This window comes from Bacteroides clarus (genome assembly GCF_015555825.1).
Classification (GTDB): domain Bacteria; phylum Bacteroidota; class Bacteroidia; order Bacteroidales; family Bacteroidaceae; genus Bacteroides; species Bacteroides clarus.
The window spans coordinates 95,282-119,289 of sequence record NZ_JADNLF010000007.1; the positions used below are offsets into that span (position 1 = coordinate 95,282).

At 46.3% G+C, this 24,008-nt stretch carries 13 protein-coding genes; 10 read left to right on the plus strand and 3 right to left on the minus strand.

What is annotated here, in order from left to right; all coding sequences use genetic code 11:
* Positions 1–63 precede the first annotated feature (63 nt).
* The 6 genes from I2F54_RS09520 (at position 64) to meaB (ending at position 12,494) form a co-directional block, all read left to right on the plus strand.
* Positions 64–894 carry a M23 family metallopeptidase gene (locus I2F54_RS09520; protein ID WP_195501057.1) on the plus strand — a complete coding sequence of 277 codons (831 nt, stop codon included), beginning with the start codon at positions 64–66 and terminating at the stop codon, positions 892–894.
* Position 895: 1 nt separating this feature from the next.
* On the plus strand, positions 896–1,678 hold the full coding sequence (locus tag I2F54_RS09525) for a hypothetical protein (RefSeq protein ID WP_195501058.1): 783 nt from the start codon (positions 896–898) through the stop codon (positions 1,676–1,678).
* Positions 1,679–1,728: 50 nt separating this feature from the next.
* Positions 1,729–3,186: an aminoacyl-histidine dipeptidase gene (locus tag I2F54_RS09530; protein ID WP_195501059.1), complete on the plus strand. Its 1,458-nt coding sequence runs from the start codon at positions 1,729–1,731 to the stop codon at positions 3,184–3,186.
* A gap of 1,126 nt (positions 3,187–4,312) precedes the next feature.
* Positions 4,313–10,198, plus strand: a complete 5,886-nt coding sequence (locus I2F54_RS09535) for an alpha-2-macroglobulin family protein (protein ID WP_195501060.1) — start codon at positions 4,313–4,315, stop codon at positions 10,196–10,198.
* A gap of 114 nt (positions 10,199–10,312) precedes the next feature.
* Positions 10,313–11,383, plus strand: coding sequence for a DUF1573 domain-containing protein (locus I2F54_RS09540; protein ID WP_195501061.1), 1,071 nt, complete (start codon positions 10,313–10,315; stop codon positions 11,381–11,383).
* A 13-nt stretch (positions 11,384–11,396) separates the two neighbouring features.
* On the plus strand, positions 11,397–12,494 hold the full coding sequence (gene meaB / locus I2F54_RS09545; protein WP_009122995.1) for a methylmalonyl Co-A mutase-associated GTPase MeaB: 1,098 nt from the start codon (positions 11,397–11,399) through the stop codon (positions 12,492–12,494).
* Positions 12,495–12,627: 133 nt separating this feature from the next.
* On the opposite strand, the gene I2F54_RS09550 is transcribed toward meaB, so the two are convergent.
* Positions 12,628–13,539 carry a DMT family transporter gene (locus tag I2F54_RS09550; protein WP_195501062.1) on the minus strand — a complete coding sequence of 304 codons (912 nt, stop codon included), beginning with the start codon at positions 13,537–13,539 and terminating at the stop codon, positions 12,628–12,630.
* A 97-nt stretch (positions 13,540–13,636) separates the two neighbouring features.
* Here I2F54_RS09550 and I2F54_RS09555 point away from each other — a divergent pair, with 97 nt between their 5' ends.
* From I2F54_RS09555 to I2F54_RS09565, 3 genes are read left to right on the plus strand one after another with little or no spacing between them, the layout of a single operon-like run.
* Positions 13,637–14,461 carry an AAA family ATPase gene (locus tag I2F54_RS09555; RefSeq protein WP_009122997.1) on the plus strand — a complete coding sequence of 275 codons (825 nt, stop codon included), beginning with the start codon at positions 13,637–13,639 and terminating at the stop codon, positions 14,459–14,461.
* Between the two features lie 32 nt (positions 14,462–14,493).
* A complete protein-coding gene (locus I2F54_RS09560; RefSeq protein ID WP_195501094.1) occupies positions 14,494–15,498 on the plus strand; it encodes a DUF4435 domain-containing protein in 1,005 nt (334 codons plus the stop codon).
* A 29-nt stretch (positions 15,499–15,527) separates the two neighbouring features.
* On the plus strand, positions 15,528–16,781 hold the full coding sequence (locus tag I2F54_RS09565; RefSeq protein WP_009122999.1) for a mechanosensitive ion channel family protein: 1,254 nt from the start codon (positions 15,528–15,530) through the stop codon (positions 16,779–16,781).
* Positions 16,782–16,926: 145 nt separating this feature from the next.
* Here I2F54_RS09565 and I2F54_RS09570 read toward each other — a convergent pair whose 3' ends face one another.
* Both I2F54_RS09570 and I2F54_RS09575 read right to left on the minus strand, forming a co-directional pair.
* Positions 16,927–18,444 (minus strand): hypothetical protein, encoded by a 1,518-nt coding sequence (locus I2F54_RS09570; RefSeq protein WP_195501063.1) that lies wholly within the window; start codon positions 18,442–18,444, stop codon positions 16,927–16,929.
* Between the two features lie 54 nt (positions 18,445–18,498).
* Positions 18,499–21,306, minus strand: a complete 2,808-nt coding sequence (locus I2F54_RS09575) for a TonB-dependent receptor (protein ID WP_195501064.1) — start codon at positions 21,304–21,306, stop codon at positions 18,499–18,501.
* Positions 21,307–21,521: 215 nt separating this feature from the next.
* Between I2F54_RS09575 and I2F54_RS09580 the strand changes: the two genes are divergently transcribed.
* Positions 21,522–23,948: a sensor histidine kinase gene (locus I2F54_RS09580; RefSeq protein ID WP_195501065.1), complete on the plus strand. Its 2,427-nt coding sequence runs from the start codon at positions 21,522–21,524 to the stop codon at positions 23,946–23,948.
* Positions 23,949–24,008 lie beyond the last annotated feature (60 nt).

Below are 24,008 nucleotides of genomic sequence, written 5' to 3' on the forward strand. Positions count from 1 at the left end.
ATGTTCTTATTATTTGCTGTTAGGAATAAATAATTACTTTTGCGCATAGAAAGTAAACTGTTTATGAAAAACACAATCAATTCTTTGATAGTAGCCGCTGCATTGTCGGCATTATCGGTTTTTGCTGATGCACAGTCTTTTCAACGAATATTGGAACGCCCTGTCAATATAGTCCGGTCGGAATGGGAGTATGATAATGACGGGAATCAGGAACTGAATTATTACAACGAAGATTATTGTAACTATTATCTTTATAGGGTTAATGATGACTCCTATAATTTGAGACCCGGCAAGAACACCGTTTTTAAGAGAATGAAAGATGCACAGTACAATAACCTATTTAACAGAGCCACTACTTACATGTTTTTTCGTGGAAGTTTTCCAAAGGACTTCAATATAAATACGCCTTATGCGTTTCCTGTAAAGAATGGCATGCAAACCGCTTGGAAAACGGACAGGCGCGAATCTGTCAGAACCTTGCAATTTCGCATGTTGCCGGGTGATACTGTCTATGCCACCCGTAGCGGAATCGTGTGTCGTACGATGTTGCCTCGCCAGTTGCTGATATGCCATGCCGACTATACTTTTGCAGCCTATCTGGCTATGAATGAGAATTTTGTTTCTCCCGGTGAGGAGGTGCGTACGGGACAACCGGTCGGGATAGCCGGTCCTACGGGAGTTTCTATCTCCTTTTTCTTCCTTGATAAAAATAAATTCAGCGGATTGGAAGCCGCCGGATATGTCTATTCACACTTTACGCCGGTATTCCGTACTGCGGAAGGCGATGTAAAGCCTGTGGAGAGGAAGATGTATAATGCGCTTGTCGATGATGAACTCATTATGCTGGATATGAGCAAGCGTGAACAAAAGAAGTATTTAAAAAGTAAAAAATGAAATGAGACTTTCACTATTCCTTTATTTGGTGTTTGCCTCATATTGCGGGGCTGTCGCGCAAAATTTACAGATAAGATATGGGGGAGATCCCCTTTCGGAAAAAGATAGGATTTGGATAGAACGTTTTTTGACATCCGAAATAGAATTCTATGCACGGTTTGGCTTGAAAGATACTACTAACTTGAAGTTGACCGTCTTTGAGAAAAAGCAGGATGCTTGGTATTATTTGGACAGCATAAAAGTAGCCTTGCCATCTCTGCATGCCGGCGGACTGTATATCCCCGGTAAGAAAGAGGCGATTATCTTAGGACGTGAAAAATGGCGGGAACGGAGCTCAAAGATAATTATTCATGAATTGACGCATCATTTAAGCCGTCAGACCATGAAAAGACTGCCGGGATGGCTTAACGAAGGCCTATCCAAATATTTTGAAAATTGTGAGTTGGGTAAGAAAGGGCTTAAGCACACGCTTGGAGATTACGAGCGGGGACGGATACGTACCATGTACATGTTAGGTGAAGTGGATTTGAAATCGTTTATCGACAATACCAACGGTGATTTTCGTAAGAAACTGCTTACGGATGAATCTTATGCCTACGTTCTTTCCCACGCGCTTGTTACGTTCGGACTTGAAGTGGCTGAAAAAGAGTTTATGGAGAACTTTATAGCCTTATTGAATAAAAAGATGACAGGCGTTCGTTATTCCCAACTGATAGACGCCGTTTATCCCGGCGGCTTCATGCAATTTGAGCGTGACTTTACCGATTTTTGCAATTCCGATTAGAGCGATATTGAAAAATTACTCTTATATTTGCGAAAACAACATTTATAATTATGAGTACAATCTTACAGTTGGCTCCACAAAATGTGTGGAAGCATTTCTATTCGCTGACTCAGATACCCCGTCCTTCCGGACATATGGAGAAAATAACTGAGTTCCTGATAAATTTCGGTAAGGGTTTGGGCTTGGAATCGTTTGTTGACGAGGTCGGCAATGTTATTATCCGCAAACCTGCCACTCCGGGTATGGAAAACCGCAAAGGTGTCATTCTGCAGGCACACATGGATATGGTTCCGCAGAAGAACAACGATACAGTTCATGATTTTACCAAAGACCCCATTGAAACTTACATTGACGGTGACTGGGTAAAGGCTAAAGGCACCACGTTGGGTGCGGACGACGGTTTGGGCGTAGCCGCTATTATGGCTGTGCTTGAGGCGAACGACCTGAAGCATGGTCCGTTGGAAGCGTTGATTACCAAAGACGAGGAAACGGGCATGTACGGCGCGTTCGGTTTGAAACCGGGTACGCTGAATGGTGAGATTCTGCTGAATCTTGACTCCGAGGACGAAGGGGAACTTTATATCGGTTGCGCAGGCGGCATCGATATTACAGCTATATTGGAATATAAGGAAGAAACCCCTGCGGCTGATTCCGTAGCCCGTAAGATAACCTTGAAAGGTTTGCGTGGCGGACATTCCGGATTGGAAATCAATCAGGGACGCGGTAATGCCAATAAGTTGCTTGCCCGTATCGTACACGACTTGCTGATCGAGTTCGATTGCCAGTTGTCAGGCTTTGAAGGTGGTAATATGCGTAATGCGATTCCACGTGAGGCGCACGCCGTATTGGTCTTTAATCCCGAAGACATCGAAGGATTAGAAGACTATATCAAGGAATATGAGGCACAGATTAATGAAGAATATACTCCGATCGAAGAAGGTATTACGTTAAAACTGGAGAACGTAGAGTTGCCTGCCGCCATTGTTCCCGAAGAAATCCAGGATAATATGATCAGTGTATTGATGGCCTGTCAGAACGGGGTTATGCGTATGATTCCTACTGTTCCCGACACGGTGGAGACTTCTTCCAATCTGGCCATTGTAACGATTGGAGGCGGTAAGGCTGATGTTCGCATATTGGCTCGCAGCTCTTGCGATACAATGAAAGACTTCTTGGCGGATAGCCTGACAGCATGTTTCTCTATGGCAGGTATGAAGGTAGAGTTGAGCGGCGGTTACTCCGGCTGGCAGCCTAATGTGGATTCCCCGATTCTGCATGCCATGACGTTGTCCTATAAGCGGCAATTCGGTGTGGAACCGGCTGTGAAGGTCATTCATGCCGGTTTGGAGTGTGGTATTATCGGTGCCAATTGCCCGGGACTCGACATGATTTCTTTCGGACCTACGCTGCGTTCACCGCATTCGCCCGATGAACGTGCATATATTCCGTCTGTGACGAAGTTCTATGACTTCCTGGTTGCTACTTTGGAGCAGACTCCGGAAAAGTAATTCTTTTTATATATAATAATGTGAAAGCAGGGTGCCGATGCGCTCTGCTTTTTTATTGCCGCCATTTTTACCTCGGTCTGTCAGAATTGCTTTGCTTTACTGACATTTTGTCCCTGCTTGCCGCCGTAATGTTGCAGGGAATTGATTTAGGTCAAGAAATGTGTTATAAAACATGTTTTTCTATGTGTTTTCACTTGCTATCTTGAACAAAGGCCTTATTTTTGTGTTATAAAACATAGAAACGATAGGATAACAGGTTATTTTTAAGAATAACAAGATTGATTTTAGGAGGATAACAAAATGAAAAAGTTAAGAAAATTATTTAGACGTTTCGGCGAAGCCGATAAGAACATCTGGGGTTATGTAATGCTTTAAGCATTCATCCCCTTTTAAGAGAGAAATTAGTTTTCAGTTTTCAAGATGTTAGTTTAATTTTTTAAGGTTATGAAAAAGAAGATTATGAATTCATTCAGACGTATTCTCGCAGAGGTAGGTCGTAATGAGATGTTGATGATGGGATACACCATCAAGAAATAAAGAGAAAATGTTTTCAGGGTATTAGTTTAATTTTTAAGATTATGGGAAAAAAGATTGTAAACTCTTTCAAAGGTATTCTTGCCAAAGTTGGCGAGAATTGGATTGAAGCGATGAAGTATTATAACTACCCGAGATGAGTGTAGTAATTGATAAGAGACCGGGGGATATGTTCTGAGAACGTATCCCCCGCTTTTTTTATTACCGCAGGTATTTATGTCAGTATATGCTTTGTTTTTTTATTTTTTCTAAAAAGCCGGCACAATGTGGCTATTAATTTGTTATTTTTACAGTGTGCATTCATGTGGCGGAGATATGAATCGTTTGTATAGATGGGCGCCGACATGACATTACGGTTGAAGTATCATTAAAAGGCTTCTAATTGCATATTAAAAGCCTTTCAATATGCAATTAGAAGCCTTTTAATAATAGCTCGTCATAGGTAAGAGGCTGACAGGCCCGATAAGGGAATGAAGATAAACCGTACAAACTGCCGTACCGGAATATGAATGCGGATAGCCGTGCGGATAAGTTTTTATTATTTGATTCCTGATTCGCGTAAAAAACAAAAACTAATAACAATAGAATAGCTATGAAGAAAATCCAAAGATTTTGTACATTGTTTCTGCTGATGATCGGGTTGTGCTTTTCCGCTTTGCATGCTCAGTCTTATGAAAAACTGTGGAAACAGGTAGAGCAAGCTCAAAAGAAGAGTTTGCCGCAAACGGTAGTGAAGCTGACGGGGAAAATTTACCGGAAAGCCGAGCTGGAGAAGAACGCTCCGCAGATGCTCAAGGCATATATCTGTGGGGAGGCCTATCAGGAAAGACTGACTCCGGATAGCCTGTATACTAATTTGAAGAATCTGGAAAGTTGGGCGAAATCGGAGCGAAATCCGGTAAGCAAAGCTATTCTGCATTCATTGCTTGCCCGCGAATATGCGGATTATATGCGGGGTAACCGGCGGCTGTTGTCGGAACGCACGGCTTTGGACGCAGACGAAGCCCCGACAGACATTCGTGAGTGGAGCAATAACCTTTTTGTCGCTAAGGTAGACGAACATAATCTGGCTTCATTGCGGGATTCTGTCCGCTTGCTTGGGGCTTCTTCCAAAGAATACGTGCCTTTTGTCGTGCTGGAAGACGGAAGCCGTTTTTACGGTCACGATATGTATCATCTGCTGGCAGCCCGTGCCATCGATACCTACCGGTTGTTGGACGGCTTTCGGGTGGACTCATTGCAGCTCTCCCGGATTGAGGGTATTTATACAGGTATGATAAATGCTTACCGGCATCGTGCCGGGGCGGAAGATGCGGTGGTGCTGGCAACGCTTGATTATTGGAAATGGAAAGTAACAGGCGGTGGTATAAGCCGTGAGCCCTACGCTACTTATCGCGAGAGGCAAGAGCAACTCAACAAAGAGTATCTTGAAGTTCTGGATAGTCTGATCCGGGAATACGGCACGCGTGAAATCTGTGCGGAAGCCTATATCTGTAAAGCCGACCGACTTCGTGGTTTGGGAGGAACTTATATTGATGAGGCTTTGCAGACCTGTGATGAAGGAGTGAAACGCTACCCTGTTTATAAGCGTATCAATGAACTGCGAAACATACGGGAAAATATTCTGCAGCCCTATCTGGATATTAATACCCAGGGTAGTATTTATCCCGGTGATTCATTGGAACTGAACGTAGCTTATCGTAATCTGAAAGGATTTACGCTGAACCTGTACCGTACGAATCTGTCCGAAGTACCTTGGATGGATACCGGAATAAGCAGGGCGTTCTATCAGAAGCATGCCCGTAAATTGTCCGCAACTCATTTTGAACTGGATGCTCAGGCCGGGAAAGACGAGAGGCGGGGAGAGGCATCGGGCAACCTGCAACGTACGGATTTGAAGTTTTATGTGCCGGATGAACCGGGCGTTTATATATTACAGATTGTACCGGATGTAGCGACTGCCCGTACGGCGGATTCCTTTCTTGTCTCAACCCGTTTCAAGGTATTGACGCTGTCTCTGCCGGATAACAAAATGGAAGTGGTTACGGTGGATAGCCGTAGTGGACAACCCATTTCCGATGCAACGGTCAGCTTCTATTCCACGTACAATGAGAAAGACCGTAAACCGGTGCAGACGGTTACTACCGATGCCGGTGGTAAGGCTGTTGTGGAATGGAATAAAGCCATCCGCAGCTATGTGGCACGTAAAGGGACGGATACGGCCATGATGCCCCAGCATATTTATTTGAACAGATATTACGAGCGCGGTGAGTCGCGTCCGGAAGAACATATCACCCTGCTGACAGACCGCTCTTTGTATCGTCCCGGTCAGACCGTTTATGTCAAGGGTATCGCTTATGAACAGGAAGCGGATAAGGCGCATGTCTTGGCCGGAAAGAGCTATCAGATATGCTTGCTGGACGTAAATAGAAAAGAGCTGGTACAGAAGAATGTCAATACCAACGAATTCGGTTCCTTTACAACGGAATTGGTGCTGCCGACGGTTTGCTTGAATGGCAACTTTACGGTTGGAGTAAAAAATAAGACTTCCGTTTCCGTACGGGTGGAGGATTACAAACGACCTACCTTTGAGATTACTTTTAATCCGTTGAAGGAAGCCTTCTGTTTGGGAGACACGGTAGATGTGACGGGCAATGTCAAGGCATATAACGGTATGGCCATTCAGGATGTGCCGTTGGTATATACCGTTACCCGTCGTAACAATTGGAGATATTGGGGACAAGCTGCCGCGCCGCTTGCCTCGGATACGGTACAACTGGATGCGAAAGGTAACTTCTCCATACCTGTCGTCCTGAAGCCGGGTGCCGATACGGACAGAATGGGCGGGGAACGTTTTTCCTATCAGATAGAAGTGTCGGTAACGGGTGATGCGGGTGAAACGCAGACTTCGCAGTATAACCTGAGTGCAGCCCGCCGAGCCTATTTCTTTATGCCTGATATTAACAGGGAATTATGCAAGGAAGATTCCATATCGGGAAGGCTGGCAGTGATGAATGCCGTGAATGAGACGTTGTCCATGGAAGGTATGTGCCGTCTGTATCCGATTCTCGACTCTAAAACAGGAAAAGTCTCAGACAGGCCGGTTTATGAAAGCACATTTATGTCGGGTGAAACGAAAGACTTCGCCGCTTGGAAACAACTGCCGTCGGGAGAGTATCGTTTTGTCATGTCGATTCGTGACCGTGACGGCAAGGAAGTCAGCAATGCAGATAATATGGTGAATATTGTGTTGTTCTCATTGGCAGATGCGCGTCCGGCTATGTTTATGGAAACCTTCCTCTATGAAAAGAATACTGAGTTCGATGCAACTCATCCGGCACTTTTCTACTTCGGCACTTCCATGCAGGATGCCTATGTCTTGGCAGATGTTTTCGGACAAAAGGGAAGGCTGGAGAGCCGTACCCTGTCATTGAGCGATTCGATTCTCCGTATGGAGTATCCTTATCGCGAAGAGTATGGAGACGGGGTTGCCGTGCAGTTTACCTTTGTAAAGAACGGACAGCTATATACACGTAGGGTGGAATTGCGGAAACGCCTGCCTGAGCGGACGTTGGATATGAAGTGGGAAGTTTTCCGCGACCGTTTGCGTCCGGGACAGGAGGAAGAGTGGAAGCTGGTTATCAAAACTCCGCAAGGGTTTCCTGCCGCAGCCGAGATGCTGGCAATGATGTACGACGCTTCATTAGACCGGATTTATAGCCGCAGCCAGTCGTTAAGCGTTTATTACAACCGGTATATTCCTTATTACTATTGGGATATCAATAATAATAACGGAAAGAGTTACGCTCCTTATTTCCCCACGAAGTCGTGGCGAGTTCCCGTTTGGCATTTTGACTATTTCACTTCGCCCTATAACGGAGTGGCGGAGGTTTTGCAAATTGTCGAAGATAACGCGGCTATCAACGGGGTGACGGTCGTCGGATACGGAGGCGCACGCAGCAAGGCTGCGACGGGCGGGCTGAAGATACGCGGATATAGTCCGCAGAGCAGTAATGCCGCCCTCTCTGCGACAGAAGAAGCCGGACAGGCGGTTGAAGTGAAATATGTTCCGGCACAGGTAGAAGAAGCGGTGACGGATGTTGTTTTTGAATCGGAAACTATTCCTCTTGACGGACAGACGTTACAGCCGGTGGCTGATTTGCGTACTAATTTTGCAGAAACGGCTTTCTTCTATCCCCAACTGCGTACGAATGAACAGGGTGAGATCGCTTTCTCCTTCACTATGCCGCAGAGTTTGACACGTTGGAATTTCCGAGGGTATTCCCATACCCGGGATATGATGACGGGTATGCTTGACGCTACGGCTGTCACCGCCAAAGAGTTTATGCTTACTCCGAATATGCCGCGCTTTGTACGGGTGGGTGATAAGACACGGATAGCTGCCGGTATTGCCAACCTGACAGGGAAGGAGGTAAAAGGCACAGCCGTATTCACCCTTTTCGACCCGATGACGGAGAAGATTATCTCCACCCGGCGTCAGAAGTTCTCGGTGGAGGCCGGAAAGACGGTATCGGTTGATTTCCGGTTTGATGTAACGGAACGTTATGACCTGCTTGGTGTACGTATGGTGGCGGACGGCGGCACGTTCAGTGACGGGGAACAACATCTGTTGCCTGTTTTAAGCAATAAGGAGTATATAACGGAGACGCTTGCCATGCCTGTCCGTGGTGAAGAAACGCGTACTTTCTCGCTGGACAGCTTGTTCAACGGTAACAGCCGTACGGCAACCGACCGTCGCCTGACGGTGGAATTTACAGGTAATCCGGCATGGTATGCCGTACAAGCCCTGCCTGTACTGAGTCGGCCTGCAACCGATAATGCCATTTCCTGGGCAACCGCTTTCTATGCCAACAGTTTGGCGGGCTATATTGCCAATAGCCAGCCGCGCATTAAAGCGGTGTTCGACAACTGGCGTCTGGCGGGTGGGACAAAAGAAACTTTCCTCAGCCAATTGGAGAAAAACCAGGATGTGAAAAACATTCTGTTGGATGAGTCTCCCTGGTTGTTGGAAGCTACTACTGAGGCGGAACAGCAACAACGCATCGCTACCCTGTTCGATGTTAACCAATTAAATTACCGTAATATGTCGTCTTTGCTCAAATTGAAAGAGTTACAGGGGGAGGAAGGCGCATGGAGTTGGTTTGGCGGTATGTCCGGCAACCGTTATGTCACAAGTTATATCACCGGGTTACTTGTCCGCCTTTCTTTACTTACGGATAAGGCACTGCCGGAAGAAGTGGCGGTGATGAAGGATAAGGCTTTTGATTATCTGAATAAGGAAGCTCTGAAAGAATACCGGGATATCCGTAAGGCTGAGAAGAATGGGATTAAGATTACCGTTTTGTCGGATGCCGCTATGGAATATTTGTATCTGGTGGCTCTCGGTTCGGAAAAACTGTCCGGCGAATATGCAAAAGCGTTCGATTACTTCCTTACCAAGCTGGGAGGTAATCTTGAGAACGGTACAATGATTCGTAAAGCGCAGACAGCCGTTATCCTGCAGACGGTGGGACGCAGGACGGAAGCGAATGAGTTTATAGCTTCCATAAAAGAGCATCTTGTACAAACGGATGAAATGGGAGCGCATTTTGCTTTCCATGCCAATCCTTATACTTGGGGGATGATGCCGGTTCCTGCCCATGTGGCCGTCATGACGGCCTTGCGTAAGGCGGGCGGCAATGATGTTTTGATAGAAGAAATGAAGCTTTGGTTGTTGAAACAGAAACAGACGACGGCTTGGAATTCTCCGGTGGCTACCGCCGATGCGGTTTATGCACTGCTTTGCCAGGGTAGCGATTTGCTGGAAAGCGAAGGAGATGTCCGCATCACTTTAGGTAATAAAGTGCTGGAAACGCTTTCTCCGGCAAAGACCGTTGTACCGGGATTGGGATACATCAAGGAAGTCTTCACGCAAGGCAGTCCTGAACTGAAGGCGACATCCGTTACCGTAGAGAAGAGGGATGCGGGTATCGCGTGGGGAGCCGTTTATGCGCAATACTTGTCGCCCATATCCGATGTGAAGCAACAAGGCGGTGAGCTGGATATCGATAAGAAACTCTTTGTAGAGCGTATTTCGGCCGACGGACAGAAATCTCTGCAACCGTTGGCGGATGCCGCACAGCTTTCCGTAGGTGATAAGGTCGTGTCCCGGCTTACTCTCCGCTTGGACCGTGCCATGGACTTTATTCAGTTGAAAGACCAACGTGGCGCCTGCTTCGAACCGGTAAACTCGCTTTCGGGCTATCGTTGGAGCAACGGTTTCGGATATTACGCAGAGGTGGAAGATGCCGGAGCCAATTTCTTCTTCGACCACCTGGGTAAAGGCGTTTATGTACTGGAACATAGCTATCGGGTGGCTCGCGGCGGTACGTACGAAACCGGACTGGCTACCGTGCAGTGTGCTTATGCGCCGGAATATGCTTCACACTCTGCGGGTGGAACTGTTGTAATCAAATAGGGTAGATGGATTTACTTGCTATCGAATGTTTACAGGTTATAAAAAGCGGAAAGAAAATCTGTGTATCTCGCTTAAAAACTTTACATTTGTACGACTAATTTAGAAGCAATATAAATGAGACGTAGTTTTATCATTCTATATGCGCTTGCAGCTACGGCATTAACGGCCGTAGCGCAACCGCGTTTCACCTCTAATACGGAAATGTATGATTTCGGGCAGATTGAATGGAAGCATCCGGTAACGGTGCAATATTCCATTACGAACTCCGGTAACCAGCCTTTGGTGCTTACCGGTGTGGAGCCCGATTGTGCCTGTTCCGTAGCACGGTGGACAAAAACTCCTATCGCTCCGGGTGCAAAGGGAGTGGTCAATGTGACTTTTGACGCAGAGGCTCTGGGGCACTTCAACAAATCCGTAGCCATTTACAGTAATGCGCAACCTCATTTGGTCTACTTGAAGTTCAACGGTGAGGTAGTGCGTGAAATCAAGGATTTTACTAAAACCCATCCGTATCTCATCGGGCAGATACGCATTGATAAGAACAGTCTTGACTTCCCCGATGTGCAGGCCGGTGAAAAGCCTGTTATGCACATAGGAGTCGTGAATCTGTCAGACCGTCCGTACGAACCTGTGCTGATGCATCTACCGCCTTATCTGCAAACGGAAGTGAAACCCAATGTCTTGCAAAAAGGAGAAAAGGGTGTCATCACCGTTACGTTGGACTCCGAACGCTTGACGGACTTCGGACTGACGCAAGCCTCTGTCTATCTGGCACGTTTTGCGGGTGACAAGGTGGGGGATGAAAATGAAATTCCTGTGTCCGCCATTCTTCTGCCGGACTTCTCGGGCATGACCGAGACGGAAAAGGCGAATGCCCCTGCCATAAATCTTTCCATTAAGGATATCGATATGAGTACGGTATTGGCAAAGAAGTCGAAGGCGCGTCAGGACATTATTATAACGAATACAGGCCGTTCTCCTTTGCAAATCAGCAAACTGCAGGTATTCCACCCAGCTGTGGGTGCCAGCTTGAAGAAAAGTGTGCTGCAACCGGGAGAAAGTACCCGTCTCCGTGTAACGGTGGCGAAACGGAATATCGGCAAAAAACGCCGTCATCTGCGCTTACTGATGATTACGAATGATCCGATGCAGCCGAAAGTCGAGATTAATATTAAAGCGAAATAATATAAATCTTACCATGGAACATCCTGAAAATAGCAGAGAATATAAAGGTTTGGTTGTCAATGCAGGCATTGAACAACCGTCGTCCGTCAATCCTTATTTGAAGCGGAAGCCGAAGAAACGCCAGCTTTCCGTTGCCGAGTACGTAGAGGGTATTGTAAAAGGTGATGTTACGATATTAAGTCGGGCTGTGACATTGGTGGAAAGCGTAAAGCCCGAACATCAGGCCATTGCCCAGGAGGTGATAGAAAAGTGCCTGCCATATTCCGGCAACTCTATCCGTATAGGTATCAGCGGTGTACCGGGTGCCGGCAAGAGTACGTCTATCGATGTATTCGGATTGCACGTATTGGAGAAATACGACGGCAAACTGGCGGTATTGGCTATCGACCCCAGCAGCGAGCGCAGCAAAGGCAGTATTTTGGGTGATAAAACCCGTATGGAGAAGCTCTCCGTTCATCCTAAATCTTTTATCCGTCCCAGCCCTTCGGCAGGTTCGCTGGGCGGTGTGGCGCGTAAGACGCGTGAAACGATTGTGCTTTGTGAAGCCGCCGGATTCGATAAGATATTTGTAGAAACAGTGGGTGTGGGACAGAGTGAAACCGCAGTACATTCAATGGTGGATTTCTTCTTGCTTATCCAGCTTGCCGGTACGGGCGATGAGCTGCAAGGCATCAAGCGCGGCATTATGGAGATGGCGGACGGTATCGTCATCAACAAGGCGGATGGGGATAATCTGGAACGTGCCAAGTTGGCCGCCACCCAGTTCCGTAATGCGCTGCATCTTTTCCCGGCTCCGGAGAGCGGCTGGACGCCGCAGGTACTGACCTATTCCGGCTTTTACAACCTCGGGGTACAGGAAGTATGGGATATGGTCTACAAATATATCGATTTTGTGAAAGAGAACGGTTACTTTGAATATCGCCGCAACGAGCAAAGCAAATATTGGATGTACGAAACCATTAATGAACAACTCCGTGACAGTTTCTATCATAATCCAACAATTGAAGCGATGCTGACCGATAAAGAGAGCCAGGTATTAAAAGGTAACCTGACATCCTTTGTCGCTGCCAAGAATTTGCTGGATACTTATTTTACGGAATTAAAGAATTAGTGGGGTCTCAAAGTAGAAGACACTTGCTGTTTGTTCCTTTTTAGGCATGGATTACACGGAAAAGAATCAAGTAAATCTGTGTAATCCGTGCCTGAAAGAAATCCTCAAGCATATTTTGATAACCTCTTGCTCCCTATACCTCTTTTCCTTCTTTCTCAAAGTCCTTGCGCGATTTGCTTTGTGTAACGATATATACACCGAGAAATACCAGCGCAATGGCAATTCCCTTTTCCAGATTGAATACCGCCATACCGATTATGACTGTAACTATTGAAGCTACAATAGGTTGCATGTAGTTGTACATGCTTACTACTGTGGGGCGCAACAGCCTTTGCGCCGTCATAATACATATATAGGCAAAGAAACTGCCGCCTACCACTACATAGCCTACTTGTAACAGTGCCGCAGTAGAGATTTCCGTCCACTGAATGACGGCCACATCGTGATAGGAGAAAGGGATGTAGCACATGGATGCATACACAAACATCCATTTGTTCAGGGTGATGGGAGAATATTTTTGGGACAATCCCTTAAATACGGTCAGGTAGATAGAGAAACTGATTTGGGCGACGAGACACAGTAAGTCGCCTATGATGCTTCCGTTACCGCTGCTTGCATTTTGGCTGCTCATAATAAGTATCAATGCCCCCATTGCCCCTACAAAAATGCCCAGCACTTTTTTATTGGTAACGGGCTCTTTCAGATAAACGGCCGCTACAATCATGGTGACGATAGGAAGGGTGGTAGTTACGATAGAGGCATCGATGGGGGAAGTCATGGACAGTCCGAAGATGTAGACTCCCTGATTGAACACCAATGCAAAAAGAGAGGCGAAGAATATCTTCAACATATCCCGGTGGTCTACCTGCTCACGTTTGCAGAAGAGTGAGAGCAGCCAGAAGCAAGCCGCTGCGCCTACCATGCGGAAAGTAGTGACAGACAAAGCGGAGAACTCAACTAATGCGGATTTGCCGATGGGTGCCATTAGTCCCCATAGAATATTGGCGGTCAGAGCGAAGAGGTGACCTTGTATGTTCTTGTTCATATTGTAAAATATGTATTGGTTGTGGTGAAAAACGCCGCAAAGGTAATTAAATTCTCAATCTCTTTCTTTATATTTGCTACACGAATATAGAGGAATCATGGAAGTACAAGCCAATTACATCAGACGTATCGAGATACACGGACTGTGGCATCGATATAATATAGCTTGGGAGTTGCGTCCCGATGTCAACATTCTTTCCGGTATCAACGGGGTAGGAAAGACTACGATTCTGAACCGTTCGGTGGGTTATCTGGAGCAAACCACCGGAGAAGTGAAGAGTGATGAGAAGAACGGAGTACACGTTTTTTTCGATAATCCGGAAGCGACTTTCATCCCTTATGATGTAATCCGCAGTTACGACCGTCCCCTTATCATGGGAGATTTCACCGCCCGCATGGCAGACCCGAACGTAAAGTCCGAACTGGACTGGCAACTCTATCTGCTCCAACGTCGTTATCTTGATTACCAAGTGAATATCGGTAACAAGATGATTGAACTGTTGAGCGGCGACGAGGAACAGCGGAGTATGGCTCCGGCTCTTTCCGTACCTAAACGGAAGTTCCAGGATATGGTTGACGAACTGTTCAGCTATACCCGCAAGAAGATTGACCGCAAGAGCAATGATATCGTCTTTTTCCAGGATGGAGAACGGTTGCTTCCCTATAAACTCTCATCCGGTGAGAAACAGATGCTGGTAATCCTGCTGACTGTCCTCGTGCGCGACGAAGACCATTGTGTACTCTTTATGGATGAGCCGGAAGCGTCATTGCACATTGAATGGCAGCAAAAGCTTATCGGTATGATACGTGATTTGAATCCGAATGTACAGCTTATCCTCACTACCCATTCGCCTGCCGTTATCATGGAAGGATGGCTGGATGCAGTGACGGAAGTGGAAGATATTTCAACGATTATAAATTAAATGATTCATTAAAATCATCATTCATCACTGTTTTGGCAACATCTTTACGACATAATCTGACTTCCGCTTATCTGGACGCCGCGCATAAATTCTCATCGAAGAGGGGGAGCAGACGCATTGTGGCGTATGTGGAAAGCTATGATGATATAGCTTTTTGGCGTACTCTTTTGGCAGAGTTCGAGAACGAGGAACGCTATTTTCAAGTAATGCTTCCGTCCGCCACTTCATTGGCGAAGGGTAAGAAGATGGTGCTGATGAATACGCTCAATACAACGGAGCTGGGACGCAGCCTGATAGCTTGTGTGGACAGTGACTACGATTTCCTGCTGCAAGGGGCTACCAATGTGTCGCGGAAGATAAACCGCAATCCTTATATTTTCCAGACTTACGGATATGCCATTGAGAACTTCCATTGTTTTGCCGAGAGCCTTCATGAAGTTTGTGTGCAGGCAACGTTGAACGACCGTCATATCCTCGATTTTCCCGCTTTCCTGAAACGCTATTCACAGATAGCCTATCCGTTGTTTCTGTGGAACGTATGGTTTTATCGCCAGCATGATACGCATACCTTCCCTATGTACGATTTTAATGCCTGTGTCCGTTTGCAGGAAATAAGCCTGCGGCATCCTTATAGCGCTTTGGATGCTATGCAGCGTACGGTATCTGCCAAGTTGTCCGAAATGCAAGTCCGTTTTCCGCACTACATAGAGCACGTTGACAAGTTGGGAGAAGAACTGCGTAAATTAGGATTAGTTCCCGACAATACCTATCTCTATATACAGGGACATCACATTATGGACTGTGTGGTGTTGAAGCTGCTGATACCCGTTTGTACCGTACTCCGTCGTGAGCGTGAACAGGAAATTAAACGTCTGGCGGAGCATAACGAACAGTTCCGCAATGAACTGACGGGCTATGAGAACAGCCAGGTCAATGTAGCTGTCATGTTGAAGAAAAACAGCGGTTACAAGAACCTTTATCTCTATCAGTGGTTGAAAGAAGACATCCGGGAGTTCCTCGAACGGGAGAAGCTCTGACCACCTATTATACTTTATATTTAAACATCATGGACATATTAAAGAATATCGACGAATTATTGATTTCCTGGGGAATAGCCCCTTCTCTGGCCGATATGCTCGATCAATTTATAGCTTTTGCGCTTGTGCTTATAGTCGCTTTTCTGGCGGACGCTATTTGCCGGAATATCTTGTTAAAGGTGGTGGCGCATCTGATAAGGAAAACGAAAGCGACATGGGATGATATCGTTTTCGACCGTAAGGTGTTGATTCACCTTAGCCGGATGGTGGCTCCTGTCATCATCTATATCTTTATTCCGGTTGCTTTTGCCGAGACGAGTTCTTCCACTTTGGGATTCATCCAGCGTGTCTGCCTTATCTATATTCTTATCACGTTCCTAAGTTTTATCAATTCGTTCCTGAAAGCGGTTTATACTGTGTACAGCGAGAAAGAACAGCTTCGCGACCGCCCTTTGAAGGGAATGTTGCAGACGGTACAGGTGATTCTCTGGTTTGTGGGCGCTATCATCGTGGTAAGTATTCTGATTGATAAGTCTCCGTTGTCGCTATTGGCAGGACTGGGCGCTTCTGCCGCTATCCTGATGCTGGTATTCAAAGATTCGATTATGGGATTTGTTTCGGGAGTACAGCTATCCGCCAATGATATGCTGAAGGTGGGTGACTGGATTGCGATGCCCAAATACGGCGCCGACGGTACGGTGATAGAAGTCACGCTGAATACGGTAAAGGTGCGTAACTGGGATAATACCATTACTACGATTCCACCCTATCTGCTGGTCAGCGACTCGTTCCAGAACTGGCGCGGTATGCGCGAGAGCGGCGGGCGGCGTGTCAAGCGTTCCATTAACATCGATATGAACAGCGTGAAGTTCTGTACTCCGGAGATGTTGGACAAGTATCGTAAAATTCGTTTGCTGAAGGACTATGTGGAGCATACCGAAGCGGTGATAGAGGAGTACAATAAAGAACATCATATCGATAACTCCATTCTCGTCAACGGTCGTCGCCAAACCAATTTGGGGGTGTTCCGGGCTTATCTGACCGCCTACCTGAAAAGCCTTCCTGATGTAAATCAGGAACTTGTCTGTATGGTGCGCCAACTGCAACCCACAGACCATGGCATTCCTATGGAGCTTTATTTCTTCTGTGCCATCAAGGATTGGATTCCTTATGAGGGGGTACAGGCCGATGTATTCGACCATGTTCTGGCTATCATCCCCGAATTCGATTTACAGGTATTCCAGTCGCCGTCGGGAAGGGACTTCCAACGGGTGCTTTCTTAGCTGTCAAGGATTGGTTGCCGGTAGATTTATTCCTGCTGGTCTTGCTTTTGAAATAGAAGAAACAGCCTGTATCAGAATGAGCTATTATCTTATTCTGATACAGGCTGTTTTTATCTGAATATCCCCTAACCGGATTTCCGTTTAACTAATATACGGTATTTTGCGGATCAAAGTTGGTCCAACCTTTCATCCAGTCGTCGTTGGCGTCTTTAAAAGCTCCGATATAACCGTTATTACCATCGGAGAGGATTGAAGCCGGACAATATTTCTGGCCGGTATTCATCGGGTCGGTCAGGCCTAATTCGGATTCGCTCTTCACTGCATTATTGATGGAATTGGCGTAAGTAGTGCCCAAGGAACCGTCGTTTACAAAGAACTCGTGAGAGAAAGATATACGGCTGCCGTCTGTTATATTTTTGCCGTCGGCGGATAAGTGGTCTTCATAAATTTTGTTACCGTCGGAGCCGATAATATCCATACCTGCGAAGATGATGTTCTTCAATGTGAAGCCGCCCTCTTTGGCATACTTCGGTGTATTGCCTTTTTCGCCATCTATAATCAGGCCGATAGGATAACCTACTGCCAATGAGTTTTCACAATTCAACCTGCTGCTACGGCGGATTTGCATGGCAGATTGGAATTTACCGAGTTTAGAGCCGTTGTTCGGATATACGCTACCGCCGGTGATGTAGTCTGAAGTGTTGGCAAAGTCCGTATTCAAGGCGGTCTTGGGACCGATGAAAGTTATGTTCTTAAAAGTGGCGGTAGTAAATGGGGCCGTTTCCGTACCGCTTGCGTTGTTGTCGCTCTCAAAGCCGTTGGACTGAGATGTATCGGCAATGCGCGGGTCACGGATTGAAAGACAGTATTGTACTGTTCCGCTGAAACCGTTGTCGGTATCGAACTCGTCATCCCAACCTTTGTAGGCCACCAGGTACCGGCAATTTACCGTACCGCCGAACCATTCGTAAGAATCATCGTTGGAATAAGATACTTGTAAGTGGTCGATGGTTGTACCGCTACCGACAGAACCAAAAGTGATTCCGTTGATTTCCTGATCTGTTTTGAACGGATAACCGGCAAATTCCACGCGGATGTATTGATAGATACCGGAATTGTCACTGTCGTTATCACCACCGAAAGTTGTACGCGGACCACCTTCTATTTGTTTGGTTCCCTCATTGTTCTTGGCTTTACCACAAATTATCAGGCCACCCCAGTCACCGGGCTTGCGGTTACCCGGAGCCTCTTCGGAAGTCATTACGATAGGAGCTTCTTTGGTTCCTTTCATTTCTACGTAACCGCCGGGTTCCACTATAAGGGCGGCTTTGGTCTGCTTGTCGCCTTTAATGATTGTACCTGCGGGAATTCTCAGCTTGGCTCCGCTGGCAATGTATACCCAACCTTTCAAGAGGTAAGTTCCTTTTTCCAGTGTTACGTCACCGGTAAATACAAATTCTTGGTCGCCACTACCCAGTTCTGTACCTTTGTTGAATAGAATACCTTCGCTGACGGCTGTCGTTCCGTCGTAAATTACTTTCGGTTCTTCGGTATTGCCATTTCCGGTATTGTCATCATCAGAGCAGGATGTTAATCCGCTTCCCATTACAATGGCTGCGCATATCATACTGGCCCAGCCAAACTTTTTAATTTCCATTTTCATACTTCTTTTTTGTTTTGGATTTCTGTTTCTAATCTGTTAGTCTCTCTTGTATATTTAAAAACTGTAACCGATTGTCAGGTTGTAACTCCGTCCGGGTTTATAACTGCGCGTTATTTCTTCAATGGTACGGGCTTGTCCGTTTACTACTACATCCTCAAACTGTTTGAAGTAATAGCGCTCTGCAAGAAGGTCGCGTATAGCGGCTTTTATTTCCAGATTGCCAAACTTTTTGCTGGCAGAGAGGTCAATGCTGTTACGAGGCATTTCATAGGAGTTGGGAATATTGCGTGCATCACCTTCGGAAGAACTGCCGTAGCGGTTGCCTACACCGATAATGCGTTTACCGATACGATTGTAGAGGATGGCGGCATTCCAGCCTTTCTCTGTGTTGTTATAGAATAATCCTGTGTTGATGAGGTACGGTGATTGCCCTTGCATAGGCCGGTCGATATTGTTAGTTCCCGCCGCAAACTGAACTTTACTTTTGATGAGCGCCCCGTTGAATGAAAGGCTGAAGTTCTTCATACCGATAAAGTCGAGGTTTTTGCGGATATCCACTTCTATACCATAGTTGTCGGCTCCTTTGGCATTAATATAGGAATAAATCGGGTCGGTACCGCCGGACATGGTGTATGTCCATTCAATAGGGTTTTTGAAATGTTTGTAGAATAAGGCCACGGAGATTTGTTCGCCATTGTCGGGATACCATTCGTAACGCAGGTCTACATTTTGTATATAGGCTGCTTTCAAACCGGAGTTACCCATCACGTCACTGCCGAGGTCGAAGTCGTAGTAAACGGAAGTGGAAAGTTCGCGAAATTCCGGACGATTCACGGATTTGCCGTAAGCCAGGCGGAACTGCTGCTTCTCGTTTAGTTTGTATGTGGCATTCAAAGAGGGGAAGAGGTCGTTATAATCGTAGAAAGTACTGCGTTTGCTCTCCTCGTATTGCCGGGTATTCATGATGAGTTCCTGGCGGTTGTGCTCATAACGTACTCCGGCATATAAACTGAAAGCGCCTATGGGGATGTTGATTCCTGCATAACCGGAAATTTGAGTGTTCTTTCCTTCGTAGTTGTTCATGTAGTTCACTTCTTCCTGCATATAGAGTTTGTCGGTTCCGTAATTGGAGTCAATCAGTACGTTATTTACAACGTCAGTGTCGAACTCAAACCGATCCGGCAAAGCGTTATCAGGGTCCCAGCCGTATTGAAACTGACGGGTATTATAGGTACGCGTGCAGTATTCGCCGTACAAACCGGTTTTCAAAGTCGGTTCAATGTTTCCGAACTGGAAATCATGACGGTAGTTTACATTAGCCGACGCGATATGCTCGTCCAGTTTGGTGAACTCACGGCTGATACGATAGATACTCATGGTTTCGTCTGTACGGTCGGTACGCTCGATGAGGCGGCGGTCGGGCAGATTACGGTTGGCATACGCATAACCGATGCTCCAGTCGAGCTTATTGGCATCAAACGTATGTTTGCCGGTAAATTGCGTGTTGTATGTAGTACGGCTGGAATAGTAGTATTCCATATTATTGATATTATCGGGCTGGGCGTTGAATCCGGTACGTTCCGAATAGCGGCCTTTGGCTATTTGATTGAAAATGTTCTTAAATTCATAACGGTGACGGCTGTCTCTCGGCTGAAAGGTGAGATTCAGCATAGCGCCCAGACGCACATCATTACTGTATTGGTTATCTGTTGCTTTGCGTAGGAATACGGTTTTGTCATTGGATGTATCGTACGGACCGTAAAGGGAATTCTCCATATCCAGATACGTTTTATAAGTATTACTGTAATTTACGGCTGCCAGCATACCATAGGTACGTCCGCTCTCGGTTTCCCATTTATGGTTGTAAGACAGATTTACTTTAAGGTCTCCGACAGGCTTTATGGTCTTTAGTGTCCAGTCGTTGTTAAGGCCGTTGTTAAGGATGTCTATACGGGCGGTATTGCCGTTGGCATAGTTCGGATATGTATTTAATGCTCCTTTCATACCGGCGTCGAGTGTGCGGAAACCGGTGCCGAATCCCAGCCAGTCCATGTTTCCCCCTTTGGCTTTTAGAAAATCTTTAAAATGGGTCTGGTCATTGATTGCGCCTCCGATAGAAAGATTAAAGCCGTTTTCGCTTGGCATATCTTTAGTGTCGATAAGAATAAAACCACCGGTAAAGTCTGCGGGATATTCGGGGGCAGGGCTTTTTACAATAACCATGTTGTCCAGTTGGGAGCTGGGAATGATGTCGAAAGAGAAAGCGCGTGAGTCGGCTTCCGAACTGGGAACGGCGCTGCCGTTCATCCATACATTATTGTAACGTTGGGACAGTCCGCGCACCATGACAAACTTCTCGTCTATAATGGATACACCCGGTACACGCTTGATAACTTCGGAGGCATCTTTGTCCTGTGTTTTGGCAATCTGTTGGGCGGATACGCCGCTTTGTACCACTAAACTGCGCTTCTGTTCCTGCATCAGGGACACTTCATTGTTCTTTTTTGCTGCGGCTACTACGGATACCTCACTCAACGCCTGTGCGTCGCTTTCCAACTCGAAGTTCAGTACGACGTCGGTATTGCCTGCTTTTACATTATTCAGTACGATATCTTTGTAACCCACATATTTAATGTACAATGTGTAAGTACCGTCTTTCACATCCAAGGAGTAGTTGCCGTCCATATCGGCGATGGCGCCTTGCGTGGTTCCTGCTATCTGCACGGTAGCTCCGGTCAGCGGTTCTCGGGTCTGCTTGTCGGTGATAGTACCTTTGATGGTGCCTGCCATGGCCGTCATGACAGAAAGTGTAAGGAATAAAATAAGGAAGAAAATCTTTCCTAAATCTACTTTCATACTCATCTCTTTTATACGTTTCTTAGTTCGCTGCAAAGATGCGCCGGGCGTATTTCAAGAGTGGTACATACCTTATACAATACATTTTCGTTTTTATTAAGGCTCTGTTACACAATCTGTATGATTTTGTCATGCCGTGCAACTTAAAAAAGAATATAAGGTACTTGGTTATTGAAGTTTTATCTCTACATTTGTATAATCATTAAAAAAATAGACACATTATGGGCGTTCCCCTTCACAATGACACCGAACGTTTTCGCCGCCTATCCCTGCTTGGACGGATTGGTTGGTGGGAGGCCGACTTCTCCGCTAAGCAGTATCTTTGTTCCGAATATGTATGCGATTTGTTGGGAGTAAAAGGAGAGTCACTTTCTTTCATGGATTTCGGCCGGATGATTCGTGAAGACTATCGGGGGCGCATTACCAGAGAGTTTCTTGCCATTACAGAAGTGGAAGTCTACGAACAGACCTTTCCTATTCATACTGCGGCAGGAGTGATTTGGGTACATTCCCGTATGGGTTTTAAGGAGATTACGCCTGACGGACATTTAAAAGTCTTCGGAATTCTGCAACGCGTAACGGAACCCGTGAATAAAGAAGATAAGGACAGAATGTGCCATATCAATAATCTGTTGTACCGTCAGAATTCCATTTCCCATTCCTTGTCCCATTTTCTGAAAGATGAATCGGTGGCTTCCGGCATTTACGAAATCCTGAAAGATATTCTGGATTTCTTCCGTGCGGGGCGCGCCTATATCTTTGAGTATAACGAGGATTATACTTCCCAGACTTGTACGTACGAGGTTGTAGCCGAAGGAGTAATGCCGGCCATAGAAACACTCCAGAATATTCCGGTGACTTCCATGTCATGGTGGGCTTCGCAGATTCTATCCGGGAAACCTATATTGTTCGAGTCATTGTATAAGCTGCCCGAAATGGAAGAAAGCGAATTCCAATTATTGGACCGGCAGGGCATCAAGGCGCTGATGGTTGTTCCATTGGTGGCGGATGATACGGTGAAAGGATTTATGGGAGTGGATTTGGTAGACCGTACCATCTTGTGGAGTAATGAAGACTACCAGTGGTTGAGCTCGTTGGCGAATATCATCAGCATTTGCGTCGAGTTGCGTAAAGCGAAAGATGAGGCTATACATGAGCGCCAGGCTTTAGACCGCAGTGAGAAACTGTTCAGGAATATCTTTACCAATATACCGGCCGGAGTGGAGATTTATGATACGAACGGTATTCTGGTAGATATTAACAATAAGAACATGGAGATATTCGGCATCCGCGACAAAGCCGATGTAATAGGTATCAACCTGTTTGAGAATCCGAATCTGTCCCCTCAACTGATAGAGCGGATACGCGAGCAGGATGTCGTGGATTTCCGTCTGGATTATGAATTCGGGAGTATAGAGGGGTATTATCCTTCCGACAGGCGTAATAAGATTAATCTGTACACCAAAGTAAGTAAGATATACGACAGTAAAGGATACTTTACCGGATATGCCCTAATCAATATTGATAATACCGAGCGTATAGACGCTTTGAGCCGCATATGCGATTTTGAGAACTTCTTCCTGTTGATTTCCGATTATGCGAAAGTGGGTTATGCAAAGTTGAATCTGCTGGATAAGAAAGGTTATGCCATCAAGCAATGGTATAAGAATATGGGAGAAGATGAAAACGCTTCCTTGCCGGAAGTCGTAGGAGTATATGGCAAGATGCATCCGGAGGATAGAAAACAGATGCTGGACTTCTTCTATAAGGCGCGTCTCGGCAAAGTGAAAGACTTCAAGGGAGAGATGCGTATCTTGCGTCCGGGAACAAAAGACCAATGGAACTGGATACGCACCAACGTGGTAGTCAACCAGTTTAAGCCGGAAAACGGAGTAATCGAGCTTATCGGCATAAACTATGATATCACGGAGCTGAAAGAAACCGAATCCAAACTGATCGATGCCAAAGAGAAAGCCGAAACGGCCGACCGCCTGAAAAGCGCTTTCCTCGCCAATATGAGCCATGAGATACGTACTCCGTTGAATGCGATTGTCGGCTTCTCCAGTCTGCTGGTGCAGGAAGAGAATCCGGAAGAACGGGAGCAGTACATGGCAATCGTAGAAGAAAACAACGAACTGTTGCTGCAACTGATATCCGATATTCTGGATTTGTCTAAAATGGAAGCCGGAACCTTTGACTTCGTCGAACGGGAACTGGATGTAAACCTGCTATGTGAAGACATGGTGCGTGTGATGAAGCTAAAAGCCAAGCCGGGAGTAGAGGTCGTCTTCGACCGTCACCTGCCGGAGTGCGTCATAGCGAGCGACCGCAACCGCTTGAACCAGGTCATCGCCAACTTTATTAATAACGCGATAAAGTTTACTGCCACCGGTAGCATACGTTTGGGATATGACCGGATAGATGCCGGCCATTTACGCTTTTATGTCGCCGATACCGGGATTGGCATCATGCAGGAAAAGCAAACCGAAATATTTGACCGTTTTGTCAAGTTGAACTCTTTTGTGCATGGAACCGGATTGGGGTTGTCCATCAGTAAGAGCATCGTTGAGCAACTGGGCGGAACCATCGGCGTAGAGAGCGAACCGGGCAAAGGGGCGTGCTTTTGGTTTACATTACCTATCGCTTGATAGGAGCGATATTATCGGATAATCTTCTATCTTTTCCCCACTCATTTATAGCAAAAAAAG